The 15,047-nt window shown below is 61.0% G+C and carries 13 protein-coding genes and 2 pseudogenes; 3 read left to right on the top strand and 12 right to left on the bottom strand.

The window, feature by feature from the left end:
* Positions 1 to 78: 78 nt before the first annotated feature.
* The 7 genes and pseudogenes from J7302_RS12965 to J7302_RS12935 all read right to left on the bottom strand — a co-directional run.
* Complete coding sequence (locus J7302_RS12965; RefSeq protein WP_251702050.1) at positions 79 to 990, bottom strand: GlxA family transcriptional regulator; 912 nt, start codon at positions 988 to 990, stop codon at positions 79 to 81.
* Positions 991 to 1,069: 79 nt separating this feature from the next.
* Positions 1,070 to 1,555 carry an alpha/beta fold hydrolase gene (locus tag J7302_RS12960; RefSeq protein WP_215375002.1) on the bottom strand — a complete coding sequence of 162 codons (486 nt, stop codon included), beginning with the start codon at positions 1,553 to 1,555 and terminating at the stop codon, positions 1,070 to 1,072.
* Positions 1,556 to 1,678: 123 nt separating this feature from the next.
* On the bottom strand, positions 1,679 to 3,154 hold the full coding sequence (locus J7302_RS12955) for a M20 family peptidase (protein WP_215374999.1): 1,476 nt from the start codon (positions 3,152 to 3,154) through the stop codon (positions 1,679 to 1,681).
* A 117-nt stretch (positions 3,155 to 3,271) separates the two neighbouring features.
* Positions 3,272 to 3,955, bottom strand: coding sequence for a DJ-1/PfpI family protein (locus tag J7302_RS12950; RefSeq protein WP_215374996.1), 684 nt, complete (start codon positions 3,953 to 3,955; stop codon positions 3,272 to 3,274).
* A 539-nt stretch (positions 3,956 to 4,494) separates the two neighbouring features.
* Positions 4,495 to 4,774 (bottom strand): annotated as a pseudogene (locus J7302_RS12945) (PAS domain-containing protein); the annotation flags it as partial.
* A 308-nt stretch (positions 4,775 to 5,082) separates the two neighbouring features.
* Entirely contained in the window at positions 5,083 to 5,832 is a 750-nt protein-coding gene (locus J7302_RS12940) for a hypothetical protein (protein ID WP_215374993.1), read from the bottom strand.
* Between the two features lie 388 nt (positions 5,833 to 6,220).
* Positions 6,221 to 6,409, bottom strand: a pseudogene (locus J7302_RS12935) (thiaminase II); the annotation flags it as partial.
* A gap of 240 nt (positions 6,410 to 6,649) precedes the next feature.
* Here J7302_RS12935 and J7302_RS12930 point away from each other — a divergent pair.
* Both J7302_RS12930 and J7302_RS12925 read left to right on the top strand, forming a co-directional pair.
* Positions 6,650 to 7,402, top strand: coding sequence for a helix-turn-helix domain-containing protein (locus J7302_RS12930; protein ID WP_215374988.1), 753 nt, complete (start codon positions 6,650 to 6,652; stop codon positions 7,400 to 7,402).
* Between the two features lie 170 nt (positions 7,403 to 7,572).
* Positions 7,573 to 8,346 (top strand): SDR family NAD(P)-dependent oxidoreductase, encoded by a 774-nt coding sequence (locus J7302_RS12925; protein WP_215374985.1) that lies wholly within the window; start codon positions 7,573 to 7,575, stop codon positions 8,344 to 8,346.
* A 202-nt stretch (positions 8,347 to 8,548) separates the two neighbouring features.
* Here J7302_RS12925 and J7302_RS12920 read toward each other — a convergent pair whose 3' ends face one another.
* Together J7302_RS12920 and J7302_RS12915 are read right to left on the bottom strand one after the other, a co-directional pair.
* Positions 8,549 to 8,773, bottom strand: a complete 225-nt coding sequence (locus J7302_RS12920) for a DesA/ISL3 alpha bundle tail domain-containing protein (protein ID WP_215374982.1) — start codon at positions 8,771 to 8,773, stop codon at positions 8,549 to 8,551.
* Positions 8,774 to 8,779: 6 nt separating this feature from the next.
* Entirely contained in the window at positions 8,780 to 9,688 is a 909-nt protein-coding gene (locus J7302_RS12915) for a LysR family transcriptional regulator (RefSeq protein WP_215374979.1), read from the bottom strand.
* A gap of 115 nt (positions 9,689 to 9,803) precedes the next feature.
* Between J7302_RS12915 and J7302_RS12910 the strand changes: the two genes are divergently transcribed.
* Positions 9,804 to 10,874: an AbrB family transcriptional regulator gene (locus J7302_RS12910; RefSeq protein WP_394359089.1), complete on the top strand. Its 1,071-nt coding sequence runs from the start codon at positions 9,804 to 9,806 to the stop codon at positions 10,872 to 10,874.
* Between the two features lie 8 nt (positions 10,875 to 10,882).
* On the opposite strand, the gene J7302_RS12905 is transcribed toward J7302_RS12910, so the two are convergent.
* The 3 genes from J7302_RS12905 to tcuA all read right to left on the bottom strand — a co-directional run bounded on the left by J7302_RS12905 (position 10,883) and on the right by tcuA (position 15,007).
* Entirely contained in the window at positions 10,883 to 12,187 is a 1,305-nt protein-coding gene (locus J7302_RS12905; RefSeq protein ID WP_215374976.1) for a CitMHS family transporter, read from the bottom strand.
* 203 nt (positions 12,188 to 12,390) lie between these two features.
* Positions 12,391 to 13,572: a tricarballylate utilization 4Fe-4S protein TcuB gene (gene tcuB, locus J7302_RS12900; RefSeq protein ID WP_215374973.1), complete on the bottom strand. Its 1,182-nt coding sequence runs from the start codon at positions 13,570 to 13,572 to the stop codon at positions 12,391 to 12,393.
* A complete protein-coding gene (gene tcuA / locus J7302_RS12895; protein ID WP_215374970.1) occupies positions 13,553 to 15,007 on the bottom strand; it encodes an FAD-dependent tricarballylate dehydrogenase TcuA in 1,455 nt (484 codons plus the stop codon). Before tcuA ends, tcuB begins: the two co-directional genes overlap by 20 nt.
* Between the last annotated feature and the right edge of the window lie 40 nt (positions 15,008 to 15,047).

Raw genomic sequence — 15,047 nt, 5'->3', positions numbered from 1 at the left:
TTTATCGCCGCAATTTGCTCCTGCTCACGTGTTGCCGATGCCTCCTTGGGGTCAAACCCGGCTTGTCACGACTGAAGGTTAATCGCTGGCCGAGCGTCGTAGCGATGACGGGGGCACCCCCAGCAAGCGCATGAAGCTGCGCCGCATGCGCTCGACGTCGCCGAACCCACATTCGGTGGCCACGCGTTGTACCGAGTTGGCACCGTTCTCCAGCGCAGTACGAGCAGCCTCCACGCGCAGGCGCTCCACGGCCTTGGCCGGGGTGACACCTGTCTTTGCGCGGAACTCCCGCGCGAAATGGCGCGGGCTCATGCAGGCTATGGCCGCGAGGTCTTCGACGCCATGACGCTGTGTGAGGTGGCAGCGTACATAGTCGAGCAGCACGTTGAAGCGGTCGTGCGATCCCTGCATCGTGAGCAGCGCGGAGAACTGCGACTGCCCGCCTGGCCGACGGTAGTAGACGACCAATTCCTGCGCGACGCTGCGAGCGAGCTCGTGGCCATGGTCCTCGGCAATCATTGCTATCGCGAGGTCGATGCCGGCGCTGATACCGGCACTGGTCCACACGGACTCCTCCTTGACGAAGATGCGGTCGGCGTCGAGGTGCACATTTGGGAACTGGCGCTCGAACTGCCCGGTGCGCGACCAGTGCGTAGTCGCACTGCGACCATCGAGTACACCTGCCGCGGCGAGCAGCAGGCTGCCCGAGCACACGCTGGCAACGCGCACCTGCCGAGCCACCGCGCAGCGCACGAAATCCAGCAGGCGCCCGTCGTTCATTGCCTGGTCGACACCATCACCGCCTGATACCAGCAAGGTGTCGATGTCGGACAGCCGTGGCAGCTGCTCGGCCTGCCAGGCCACGCGCGACGAACTGTGCACCAGACCAGGTTCGAGGGCGACCACCTGGATGGCGTAGCCCCCCGCCGCCTCGAAGGCCGCGATCGGCCCGGCAGCATCGAGTAGCTGGAAGTCCGGAAACACGAGCATTGCAACGCGGTGCGACATGGCAGGAATAGAGGTTTAGTTAGAGATTCAGCCAGCACGTTAGTCCACGGCGCTAGCCGCGTCAAAACGGTCTGCCTTCCCCCCCGTGGGAAGGGCTCTCACCGGCTTCGATCGCCGAGCCCATCTGGCTGCGCCGGGGCGTGCGGATGCCATGCGGCGCGTCGATGAATGCAACGCTGGCCACACGTCGCGGTTCGCGCATCGCGAGCAGCGCGGCCAAGGTGCCCCCCATCGAGCTGCCGGCGATATGGACACGCTTGAGGCCCAGGCGCACGAGCAACATCACGAGCCGTTGCATCTGCGCGGCATAGCCGTACGACTCGCCGGTCAAGCGGCTGCTGCCGCCGAATCCGGGAAGATCCGGAACGATGACGCGGTAACGATGGGTGAGTTGCCGATCGTAGTCGACCCAGTGATCCTTCTCGCCGAAGATGCCGTGCAGCAAGACCACCACCTCGCCCTGGCCACCCTCCAGATAGCGCACCTCATGCGTACCCACACTCACCGTTCGTTCCGAGGGCCCGGCGACCTTGCGATTCAGTTCCACCAGAGGCAGTTTCCACAACGCCGGAGCCCGGTAAAAAGCTGCCACGGCGCTGGTCAGCACCGCGGCGGCAAGGGGGACCACGCGTTTAAGCTTGAAAATGGGATTTCACCTGCAACTCAGCATTCATTGGGTAGCCCGTTGCGAGGCCGAGGTGATCAGGCGGTGATAGAAGGCGATCATCTCGGTGTAATTTTCGATCGAGATGCGCTCGTTGGTGCCGTGAAAACGCGACAGGTCGCTCTCGGTGGCACGCACCGGTGAGAAGCGGTAGATGTGGTCGGCGATTGGCAGCATGTGGCGCGAGTCGGTGGCCGCCACCATCAGGCCTGGCGCAACGATGGTGCCCGGAAAGACCTCGCGGATGGTGGAGTTGATCAGGTGATAAGAATCCGACTGCGTACCCGAGATCGGCGAGGCTTCAGAGACCATGCCCTGACGACTCACCTGAACGGAGGGGTTATCGATAACCGCATGCGTATGCTCGATCACCTCGTCCTGAGTGTCCCCTGGAAGCATGCGCACGTTCACGAACGCCTCGGCGTGTGCCGGCACCACGTTCACCTTGTTGCCCGCGTGAATCACCGTCAGCGCCGACGTCGTGCGCGTGAAGGCATTCGAGCTCTTGGTCTTCTCGAGCTCGCGCTTGACCAGCGGGCCGAACAACCACAGATTGGACAGCAGCACGCGCTGGACTCCGCGCATCTCGGGGGCGAGGGTGTCGAACATCTCGGCGGCCACCCCTCCAATCGCAGCCGGCATGGGGTTCTGCTCAAGGCGCGCCAGCGCGGCGCTGAGCAGGCCGATGGCCGTCTCGCGCGGAGGCATCGAAGCATGGCCGGGCCCGTCATGCGTGGACAGCGACAACGTCATGATGCCCTTCTCGGCCACGCCGATCAGCGCAACCGGCTTGTCGAGGCCCTTGAGCACGCCCTCGGTTATCAGCGTGCCCTCGTCCATCACGAAGTCCAGTTGGACCGACCGCGCGGCCAACAGCGCGGCGATCTCTTTTGCGCCGCGACTGCCGCCGACTTCTTCGTCGTGGCCGGCCGCGATGTAGATCGTTTGCCTCGGCCGGAAGCCCTGGGCCAGCAGGGTTTCTATGGCCTCCAACATTGACAGCAGATTGCCCTTGTCGTCCCAGGAACCGCGGCCCCAGATATAGCCGTCCTTGATGGTGCCCGCGAAGGGATCGACAGACCAGTTCTTCTCCGTGCCTTCGGCGATGGGTACCACATCCTGGTGCGCCATCAGCATGAACGGCTTGGCCTGCGGGTCGCGCCCCTGCCAGGTGTAGAGCAGGCTGTAGCCTCCCACCAGTTCGCGCTTGAGCGTGCGGTGCACCAACGGAAACGCGTCCTGCAGGTGCTTGTGCAGCTTGAGGAACTCGGCCGCCGCAAGGTTCGGCTTGCCGTCGTACGAAACGGTGCGCAGCCGCACCGCCGCGGCCAGCCGTTCAGCGGCTGCCAGGCCATCTATCTCGGTATGCTGCACTGCCTGTACCTCAATCTGCTTCGACTCCTTGAGGTAGGTGTTCGCCAACAGCACGAGCGCCAGGGACACCAGAGCCGCCAGTAGCCCTAGTAACGATTTCTTCAACATCAACGAGCTCCTCCACGAAACTGCTCGATTGCGGCTCACGGTTCATGCTTCGGCCGGAGGCCCGGCTTCGATGGAAGCCGCACAAGCAAGCCTGCCCCGGTGATCGCCGGCGCGCTGCTATTGCCGCGCCACCGCCTGGGCGATGCGCGCTTCGACATAAGCCACGCGCTCGGCCTGCAGCGCGCACAGACGCTCAACCAGCGCAGGGCCGGCCTTCTCGGGCGAGCCGCAGTCGAACGGCGGCTCGGGGTCGTACTCGAAGGCCAACTGCAGTGTCTTGGCCACGTCGTCACCGGCCAACTCGGCGGCCAGGGCGAGACCGAAGTCGATCCCGGCCGTCACCCCGCCGCCGGAGATGCGATTGCGGTCGCGGACGATGCGTCGAGCCACAGGCTCCGCACCAAAGCGCGGCAGGTACTTGCGCCACATCCAGTGACACGCCGAGCGGTAGCCCTGCAGCAGCCCGGCGGCGCCGAGCAGCAGCGCGCCGTTGCACACCGAAGTGACGTAGCGTGCGTCCTCGCCGTGGCGGCGCAAGAAGGCCAGCGTCTGGCTGTCGTTGAGTTGGTCGCCGATGCCGAAGCCGCCTGGCACACACAACACGGTCAGTGGCGGGCAGTCGGCGAAGGTTGTGGTCGGCACGATCTCGAAGCCAACGTCGGTGACCACCGGATCGAGGGTCTTCCACACCAGATGCACCTTGGCATCCGGCACACGGCTGAGCACCTGGGCCGGCCCGGTCAGGTCGAGCTGGGTGACATGGGGAAAGAGGAGGAATCCGATGTGGATGGGGGTGTTCATCGTTGCACCTGGCGACGTAGTGAGGACAGGTCACCAGAATCGTCGCCTGGCGTTATGGCTGCCATGTCACACTTACAGCTTTTTCTGCCATCCAAACCGAACCGCACCGAACGCGTTGCCAGGATTACGGATCTCGGCGCCGACTACGAAAATGTCATGCACTAACCCGACATAAGTTTGCCCTCGACGCTTGGCTTCCCGCTGCGCGAACTACAGAGTGGCCGGGGCGGTAACCCCCACTACAGATCGGATATATGCATGCAACCGCACTGACGGCAGGGCAGCATGAATAGCCTCGGCTTCTCCTGAGCCCGTCCAGTGTCCTTGGCTCGTGGTGTTCTGCCTCGGCTGAGGCTAACGCCGCTATAGCCCCAATCAATTCCCGCCGCCGCGGCCCGTTGCAGCCGTCTGCTTCGTTGCAGCCTGCCCGATATTGGCCCGAAGCAATGGGATGGACTCCCCCTCACTTCGGCATCTCGAGTGACAGACTGAAGGTGCGAACCAGAGTCAACCGTGAGAGGGAGTCCAGACATGAAGCTGTAGAGATCGCCATTGCTGCAGCGGTTCTTGATGATGCCCATCCAGCTTTTGCCAGCCTTGAGGTAGTCCCACATTTGCCCGAATACCTGCTCTGGCATGTCCGGGTGGCGTACCGGGTTTTTGCGGGCTTCCGATCAGTTGCTCGCGGTTGAAGCCGCTGACAGCGGCGAACTCGTCATTGCAGTAAATGATGACGCCGCGGCAATCGGTGACCGAAGTCAGATGCTGGTGGGCCGGGAAGTTGCGTTCCCGTTGGGTGATCGGCATGTTCTTGCGCATCTGTATACCTGCTAATAGCAACGCTGCGGATGTGTATGGGAGCCAGGGAATCCCATCCTCGACAGGCCAAGGAATATCGGTATGCAGGGTCACGTTGCTGCGTGACGCAGTCCCGGTCCGGTGCTCAAGGCCCTAGGAATGACGGTTCGTCCCGACTTCGCTTTGGCTGCCAGGCACTTTCTGGTTCGCGACAGACGCCAAAGGGCGGGTTCGTCAGAGACGGGCCGATTGCCCGCCGTCTGTTGGACTGCAGGCACTTGGGAGGCAGCCGCATCAGCGGCTGCAAGGTGGGGGGAGGTATATCCAGTTCAGGGGGCGGGTGTCAGCACCGCAACCGCCAGCTCGTCCAGATCGACGGAGGCGCGATTGAGATAAAACTCGGCACCACCGCTGCCAGCGTTACCGCCACTCCTCACCTGCTGCAGTTGCGGACGTACGAACAGGTAGCTGGCCTTGACCTTCGACAACGCATCGGCATGCTCGACATGGCGCGCCAGTAACGTCTCGAAACGCTGCTCGATCGTCTGGTCTAGCTCCTTTGCCTGGTCTGGCGTCAGCGTCAGGCCGCCCTTCCGCGGCAGCGGGTAGAGACGAACCTGATAGTCCAGCAACACCGTGGCCAGGGCCTGGCTTTGCGCCTCCAGGTCGGCGGCGGCCAGATCGGGCCCGGCACTGGCATAAGCAGTGGAGGCGGCTTGCTGCAGCTGTTGCTGATGGCCAAGCAGTTGCTGGATCAGCTCCGGGTAACGCTCGCGCTCGGCCGGAGGCAGTCGATCGAGGGTTTCGAAAACTTCCTTCATGGCCCGCAGTGGCTGCACCAACGCCTCGGGCTGCCCCAGCTGTACCATGTAGGTTTCCATTATATTGAGGTGCTCGAAGGTAGCGTTTAAACCTCGCGGGTCCGGTGTGCGTTCGGCCGGATTGAAATAGACCATCGCGCTGGCACACATCAATTGGCTGCGACTGAGGATTTCACTCAACTTCCCGGCGCTTCGTCCATCCCCCCAGACCAGCGGGCAAATCAGGCACAACAGGAGCAGCAGCAACTTCTTTTGCATGATCCATATCCTCAATTCTTGTTGTTATGTTGGGTTGCAGCGCAAAGCCATGCAGCCCGTCCGACCGGCTCCCCATGCGTCCTGCCTCCGGCGCAACGAGGTTCATCGTGGCTCGCCAGGCCTACAACAACGGGGCATCAAGACTCCTGCACAGGTGAGAAGCTGGTCGGCCAGCTGGCGGATAGTAATCGGGACCCAAAAGGGGGGCATACTCCAAAAGGAGGACAGATTAACTTTCGCTACTCCAATCTTCCCTCATACGCCACGCATCTCCATGCGCCATGCGCGCAGATAAAAAGAGCAGAAAGTTAATCTGTCCACGTTTCCCTGGTCAGGCTTGTACACTCGCCAAGCCCATCTGCCAGGTGTCTGCCTCCAGGCGCGACGCCTAGGCGAACACGGCCACCAATTCCTCGAAACGTCGCTCCGTCATGCTGCCCGCCGCCAGTTCGTCGAGGTGTTTGCATGCCGCTGCGGCCACGCCCTGATACACCTAGCCTACGTACTCGCCAATCCACTCGCGGTCGGGAAGATCACCCAGTGCCGCAACACCGTCGGGCGTCAGGTTGCGACCCAAAGCGAACTGTGGATGGCGAATGGTCGCGTGTACATCGAAGTGTTTCCTGCGGCGATAGCTGATCATCGTAGCCCAAGTAGCGCTGTAGGCCCCGCGGGGGCGTGCACGCACGTGCGCATTGCCTACTCAGCTAAGTTGGCTGGATATATAGTGCGTGCCCACCCTTGATGCCCACCAAGCAGCGCAACCCGGCACGGCATGGCGAACGTTCCGAATGTGCGACTGGAAGGACACCCGACAATGCATCCGAAGAACCTCGATGGAGCCACCGATGAAACGCTGCTGCTCGCGGAGCTAAAGCGCTTATTGAAGGATCGCAATATCCGCTATTGCGATATCGCCGAGCAGCTGAACGTGAGCGAGACAACCATCAAGCGCAAGTTGACCGGGCATGGTCTGAGCGTCGCGATGCTCGAGTCGGTTTGTTCCATTGCAGGCGTCCGCCTCATCGATCTTGCCGAGCTGGCGGCGCGACGCAGCGATACCAAGATTCATGCGTTGAGCATCGAGCAGGAGCAGGGATTGGCCGACGCCCCGTTCACGGCGTTCATCTTCCTGCTGTTGCGCTATGACTGGACACCCCGGGAGATACAACAGGAGTTCGAGCTAGACGAGCCGGGCATCTTCCTTCATTTGCGGCGACTCGAAAAACTCCGTTTGCTCGACTTGTTTCCCGGCAACCGTGTCCGTCTGCTGACTGTGCGGCATCCGGAGTGGATTCCGGGAGGCCCGTTGCGACGGGCAGTGGACGATGCGATGCGCCGGCATTTTGAAACGATGGATTTCCACGACCCGCAGTCGCTTTGGCAGCTCGAAACCGTCAAGTTGTCGCGCGGATCAATAGACCAGTTGCGCCAGATGATGGCGTCGCTTTCGCAGCGCATGCGAGAACTCGCGACCGACGACCGCTCCCTGCCTGCCGGGCAGACAGACTGGTACAGCATGCTTTACGTGGCTCGCCTTACCGATCCCCGAATCTTCTGGGCCAAGTGACACTGGCCGTGGTGCTGCCATTCGTGCGGCGTACCGCAATGCGCCACCGAAAAGTATCACCTTGAGATACTTTATCGAAAGTCCACTATTGAGCGGTTATTGTCGGATCTTCTGCTGATACTTTTCCTCAACGACAACGTGTCGATATACCGAGGACAGGAGAGGCAAAGATGAGCAAGAGCGGATTCCCAGATGGCGCCACATTGGTTTTTGGCGGTAGCGGTGGCATCGGACAAGGCGTTGCCCTTGAGTTCGCCCGCGCTGGAGTACCGGTCGCAGTCGGCTACCGGAGCAAGGCCGACGTGGCACAGCGTGTCGCCGACCAGATCCGGGAAGAGGGCGTCAACGCGAGCACCCACCAGGTTGACGTAACCGATGCCGCCCAGGTCAAGGCAACGCTGGTTGCAGCCATTGAAGCCCACGGCCGCGTGCACACCATCGTCTGGGCGGCTGGCCCTTTCGTGAACCAGCTCCATATCAGCGAAATGAGCCGTGACGACTGGCGGCGCGCCATCGATGTCGAAGTCATGGGGTTCTTCAATGCCGCCAAGGCTGCGCTGCCACATCTGCGCGCCTCGGGGGGCGGTTCGTTCGTTACGCTGGGCTCTGCCGGCCATTTGCGCTGGCCGGATCGCGACGGCTTGTCGGTCGCGCCGAAGGCCACCAATGAATCGCTTGTAAAGGGCCTCGCCCGCGAGGAGGGCCGCCACAACATCCGTGCGAATTCCATTCTGGTCGGTGTCATTGAGGCCGGCATGTTCCCGCAGCTCCTGGAGCAGGGTCAGTTCAACCAGAAGTGGATCGACGAAACGATGACGATGCTTGCACTCAAGCGCTGGGGCAAGCCCGAGGAAATCGGTCGTGCCGCCGTGTTCCTGGCATCCGATAACGCAGCCTACATCACTGGGCAGCAACTGAACGTGTCAGGCGGATACGGCATCTAGGGCATTGGTGATGACGCACATTGCGTGGCGAGGCCGCCAGCTGCGCAATGGCGCCGGTGTACCAGACCAAGGTTGGACCGCTGCCGGATCGGTATACCCGTAGCTGGCATTGCCTCGAGCTTGCGACGAATGAATCGCTCCCAATTTCGTAAACACCTCCAAGTCTCAAAATGAGGTCCATTAAGAGGTGTAGTCTGTTCACTCAGTCCGGGACAGACCAGGCCCTGGATGGCGCGTCATTAGGTGCCAGTGCTTTGAGTTGAGCTTTCATCAGGGACACGATCATCAGCGCCTGGTTGGAGCCCAGCAACTTGTCCAGTTGGACCTGCTGCTCGGGCTGGCGCAGATTTTCCGGATTGCGCAGCAATAGCCAACGCGCCTGCTTGATGCCCCGTCGCGTCGATTTGCCATGCTGGCGACGGTTCACCGGACCTCACGAATCAAGCTGCAGAAATAGGCTGGCCTGATGAGTCAGCAGAATTTCCAGGAGAGTTGCCGTCGCCGGCGACTTGTAACCCTCAGAGCGATAGCTCGCCCCGATTACCCGCGTCATGGTGGTTTCCGCCAAGGGTATTTCCCGCAGACTGGCCTCCGCCTTTCCACCTAACAGGTGTTCACGCGCAATGAAGCTGAGTAAGTCAGTACGGGCAATCAAACGTGGCATCAAGGAAATCGACGTGCTTTCCACCTGCACCATGGGTGTCGGCAGTTGCCGGCTGATGAAGGCATTATCAATCCACTTGCGCGCACTGGCTGAGAGAGGCGGCAGCACCCAGCGGTAACGGCACAGATCGCGCTGGCTGATTGGCCCGCTGAAAAGCGGATGATCGCGGCGTGCCACAACCACGGCTTGATCTTCCAGCAGAGCGTGGGTCTCCAGTCCCTCTACCTTGTCGACGTAGGGGCTGATGACCAAGTCCAGATTTCCCTGCAACAGACCCTCGCGAAGCACATCGTCCATCCCAACCGTAAGTGTCAATGTCACATTGGGAGCGAGGCTCAGCAGCGTCGCCGTGAGCTGTGGCAGCAGGTATTCGGCCATAGAGACTGCACAGCCCAGTCGAATATTTCCTACCAAACCATTGGCAAAGTCGCGTACCTCACGGCGCGTCTCATCAACGCTGTGCCGTAGCTGACGGCTTCGCTCCAAGAGCAAATGCCCCGCTGGGGTCAGCTTGATGCGTCGGCCATCACGCTGGAACAAGCTGGCTCCAAGGGATTCCTCCAGGCGTTGAATGCTCTTGGTTAACGCAGGTTGGCTACGACACAGGCGCTCCGCAGCGCGGCCTAGGTGGCCTAGCTCAGCAATGGTCTCGAAATAGGCAAGGTCACGCAGATCCATAATCGATAACTCTTAATTATCGGTTCTTCACAATTAGAAAATAGACTTGATGAATCAGCACCAGAATACTGCCGATGCGCGTTGGACACACCCTGCCCCACAGCGCGTACGGAGAATCGCCTTGCCTACCCGCCACTCTCTCGACTCCTTTGCCCTTATGCGGCAGTGGCTGCTTCTGCTCGTTCTTGCGGTAATCGCAGGTCAAGTGCTGCGACTGATCGGAATGCCAGCGGCTGACTTCCTCGGCTCCATGCTGGTAGCCATTGGACTTGGCGTGCGGGGCGCGCGCATCCGCGTACCAACGCTCGCTTTCAAGTTCGGTCAGGGTTGCATCGGCTTGCTGGTGGCTCATTCACTGAGTGCCGAAACGCTTGCCAGCATTGCTCATGATTGGCCTGTTATGCTGCTGGCCACCGCGATAACGGTGGTTATGAGCTTGCTCGTGGCGCTTTTCCTCGTTCGCTACGGTGACCTACCGGGTAGCGCAGCGGCCTGGGGCCTGTCTCCCGGGGCGGCGTCCGCCATGGTGGCTATGGCCGAGGATCACGGAGCAGACTCCCGAGTGGTCGCCACTATGCAATACGTGCGAGTGGTCTGCGTCGTGCTAATAGGTGCAGTCGTCAGCCACGCCCTCGGTAGCGAAATTACTTCCCCCCAGATCCCGGCTGGCACAGCCTCCCTCGGCTTCGCTGTGCCTGCCAACGGCATCCTCACTATCCTTGTTCTGATCGGCAGTGTGTTGATCGGTGCTCGCTTCCCAGCAGGCGCTCTGCTCGTTCCGCTACTGGTTGGAGCGGTGATGCAATTGGGCGGTGTATTCATCATCGACCTGCCACAGTGGCTGTTGTGCTTGGCCTACGGCGCCCTTGGTTGCTACGTGGGATTACGATTCGATCGCGAAACCTTCGACTTCGTCGTCCACCGGCTTCCCGCCATGCTCCTCAGCGCACTTGCTCTGATTGCTCTTTGCGCCCTGTCCGCACTTTTCATTGCGAAACTGCTGGGCAAGGACTTTCTCTCCGTTTATCTCGCCACCAGCCCGGGAGGGCTGGATTCCATGGCAATCATGGCTCTGGATACCGAGGCGGATGTCGGTCTGGTGATGGCCATGCAGACCATGCGCCTGTTCGGCGTCATTCTGGTCGGCCCATACTTGGCGCGACAGATCATCCGCCTGTCTCGATGAGCGCACCGTCAAATGCTTAGATTGATGGCGCCAGTAAGCAGGGCCACAAGAGTCATCACCAAGGAAGTCAGCATTGCCCACTTCCAGGCGAATCTCTGGAAGTCGCCGATATCACGATCCAGCATCCCCACTAGCAACAGTGTCGAAGCTACCAGGGGGCTCATCAGGTGCACCGGTTGGCCAAGGATGGACGCACGGGCGATTTCCACCGGGTCGATACCGTAGGCGGCGGCCGCCTGGGCGAGGATGGGTACCATGCCGAAGTAGTAGGCGTCATTGGACAGCACGAAGGTCAGCGGCATGCTGGTGATGGCCACCACCAGCGGGAAAAAGCTGCCCCACGAGGTCGGGATCATCTCTACCAGGGAGTTGGCCAGGGAATCCACCATCTTGGTGCCAGAGAAGATCCCAGCGAACACGCCAGCGGCGAACACCAGTAGCACCACAGTCAGGGCATTGCCCGAATGGGACAGGATGCGCTCCTTCTGCTCCTCCAGGCGCGGGTAGTTGATCATCAACGCCACCACGAAACCGAGCATGAACAGGACCGCCGCGTTCATCGCGCCGATCACCAGCGCAGCCATCAATGCAATTACCAGCAGCAAGTTGAGTAACAGCAACCGTGGCCGCTTGTGCGGACTGTCGGCCAGGATGGCCTTGATGTAGCAGTCATTACCGCCGGTCTTCAGGTGAGTGTTGCCGATGCGTTTAAGCTCCTTTCGCCCGAGAATCCAGGCCGTGAACACCACCCACAGTGCGCCGCCGGCCATGGTCGGCACCATGGGTATGAAGTACTCGCTGGCGTCCAGTCCAAGCACTGCAATGGCGCGAGTTGCCGGACCGCCCCAAGGGGTCATGCCGCTCATGACGCTGAGTGAAAGCATGGCGAGACACGCGAGAATCAGCGGGTTCATGCCGATGCGCTTGTACAGCGGCCACATGGCGGCCACGGTGATCATGTAAGTGGTCGTGCCATCACCATCGAGCGCCACCAGCAGCGACAGCACTGCGGTGCCGATGGCGATCTTCACCGGGTTGCCGTTGACGGTCTGCAGAATGCGGCGGATCAGCGGGTCGAATAACCCGGAATCGATCATGATGCCGAAGAACATAATGGCGAACAGCAGCAATGCCGCCGATGGAGCCACGGTCTTGATGCCGTCCAGCATCAACTTGCCGAGGTCGGGGGCGAAGCCGCCAAGAACTCCGAAGACGATGGGAACCACTGTCAGGGCCACTACCGGGGACAGGCGTTTGGTCATGATCAGATAGGTGAACACGACCACCATGGACAAACCGAGCAGAGAAAGCATGGCGTTGGACTCTTGTAATTATGGGGTTCCCCCCTCGCGAAACCTCCCCAGTTGAACTGCGGTGGTCGCGAAGGTGCTCATTCGCCGGGGCGCACGGACGCCCCGGTGGCCGCAACTTGAACGGATGGCCGGTTCCGGTACTGTCTAGGTGAGGGACCAGACCTCTGTGGCGCTAAACCAGAGGTCTGCTGGACGTGAACGCGCTACTCGCTGCCGAGATTGACTTTCTCTAACTGGCGCTTTTCGATTGCGAACTTCAGCAGCGCGGCGCTGCGAAATATCCCGTGTGCAAACTTGCCGTAAGGCAGTGTCAGGAAGAACGCCATCACGCTTCCCAAATGGATAGCGAGGAGGATTGCCATTGCAGGGCTATCGCGACCAACCAATAGGGCCAGGCCGGTGAGACTCACAAGCAGCAACAGCACGATGAAGCCACGATCCATTGGTTGCTGAGTGATGTCGCCCTGGAGCGGGTCACGGCGATAATTGAGCACCAGAAGGCCGGCGGGCCCGATCAGCAAGCCGACACCACCCAATGTGCCAAGCACCACTGGGAGACTCAGCACCGAATAAGGAGCCACTTTACCTAGCAGGTAGTGATAGCTGGTGGCGACACCTGTAGCGGCGAAGCACAGCATGAAACCGTAGAACGTCAGATGGTGGAAACGACGACGCCAGAGCGTATATCGATCACTTTCATTGTTGCAGCCCTGTCCATGTCCACCATCCAGGTACTTGAGGGTAAGCACGGCCGCTGAAGCTTCACGGACTGCACCAGGTTGTGTTTCCACTGGGTCGGAGGCAGGTGTCACATTGCGCCAGAAGCGGCGCACCGCCACTGCCAAGGCAAGCACCGCCCCACCGAACACACCACCGAACATCCACGCCAGGGTGTTATGCGGGAACACTGCGTAGAAGTCACCTTTGAGGCTGCCCGGAAGCAGCGTGCCCTTCATCACCAGGGTCAGTACCAAGAACAGCGAGAGCCCAACCGCCAGCGCAACAGCAAGGAATGTACCGTTGTGCCGGTAAAAGCGACCAAACAGGCTGGGCCAGGCGTAGTCACCGTAGGTCTGCACGCGCACCTTGGCCATCGCCTGCGGCACGTTGACCGCGAACTCATGGGGTGCTGCGTACTGACAAGCATGCAGGCACGCGCCACAGTTGTGGCAGAGGTTAGCCAGGTAATGAATATCGGCCTTGGAGAAGTCCAGCCGGCGCGTCATGGCCGGGAATACGGCGCAGAAGCCCTCGCAATAACGACAGGCGTTGCAGATTCGCATCTGTCGGTCCACTTCGCTCTCGTCAATGTTGAGTAGCGGAATCAACTGGCGGCTCGCCTCTGCGGGATCGACTAATCGTGGTTCAGGCAGTTGCGCAGTCATGTTCGTTCTCTCTGGAAGTGGTTCGGTAGCCAGCAGCCATTGCTGCTCTGGTACCCGCTATCCGGCCGAATGCGGTGCCAATGGACATGCCAACGCCCGCGGTGTAGCCCTTGCCAAGGACATTGCCGGCCATCATTTCTCCCGCTACGAAGAGATTTGGGCTGGGTTTTCCGTCGAAGTGCACGGTGGCTGTCTCATCGGTGCGTAACCCGAGGTAGGTGAAGGTCACCCCTGGACGCAGCGGATAGCCGTAATACGGCGGCGAGTCGAGCGGGCGCGCCCAATGAGTTTTGGCAGGTTGGATGCCCTCGGTATGGCAGTCATCCAGGCTGGTGTGGTCGAAGGTCCCGACTCGGCAGGCTCGGTTGTAGGCTTCTACAGTGGCAACGAAGGTAGCTTCGGGCAGCCCAAGCTGGCGTGCCAGTTCATCCAGGGTGTTGGCTGTGGTGCCGGGGAATACTGGCGGCATGAAGCGCCCCAATGCCTTCTGGTCGATGATGGAAAAGCCCACCTGCCCCGGTTGCTGAGCGACCAGACGTCCCCAGATGGCGTAACGCTTTGGCCAGAAATCCTCGCCTTCGTCATAGAAGCGCTCGCCATTGCGGTTGACTACCACACCCAGCGATACGCAATCGATCCGGGTGCAAATGCCTCCGTCGTAGAGCGGCGCGCGAGCATCGATGGCTACCATGTGGGCTTGAGTTGGATCGCCGATGGTATCGGCCCCCTGCCCCATCAGTTCGCGCAGCAGTACCCCATTGTTGAATCGGGTACCCCGGACCAGGAAATTTTCCGCCGGCCATTCGCCTCGCTCATTCTGGCCCCAGGCTTCGCGTAGCCATTCGCGATTGGATTCGAAGCCACCGGCAGCCAGAACACAGGTCCTGGCCTCAAGGCGCTCAGCAGGCAGGCGTCGGCCGTCCACCTCACGCTCACCGATGTGCGCGGCGATGAAGCGGCCACCTTTAACCTCGACGCGAGCCACGGGCGAGTCGTAGCGAATCTCGACGCCCAGCTTTTCAGCGCTGCGGTAGTAGGCGTTCACCAAGGCCTTGCCTCCGCCCATGAAGAAGGCGTTGGTTCGAGCCGTGTGCAGAGCTCCAGACAATGAGGGCTGAAAGTGCACTCCATGGCGACGCATCCAACCTCGGCAGTTAGAGGACGCACGAATCACCAAGCGCGCCAGCTTCTCATTGGTCAGGCCACCCGTGACCTTGAGCAGATCCTGCCAGAACTCCTCTTCGGGATAGGCATCCACCAGCACGTCCTGCGGCGCATCGTGCATGCAGCGCAGGTTGCGGGTGTGTTGCGAGTTACCACCGCGCCAGGCCCGCGGCGCCGCCTCCAGCAGCAGTACGCTGGCGCCAGCTTCTCGAGCCATCAGCGCCGCACACAACGCCGCGTTGCCGCCCCCTATGACGAGGACATCGATCATCTTCCCTCCTCTGAGCGAGGAGACGGAAGTTAAGCTGCTC

The organism is Metapseudomonas boanensis (assembly GCF_018704125.1).
Classification (GTDB): domain Bacteria; phylum Pseudomonadota; class Gammaproteobacteria; order Pseudomonadales; family Pseudomonadaceae; genus Metapseudomonas; species Metapseudomonas boanensis.
This window is presented reverse-complemented; position numbering and strand designations above follow the sequence as displayed.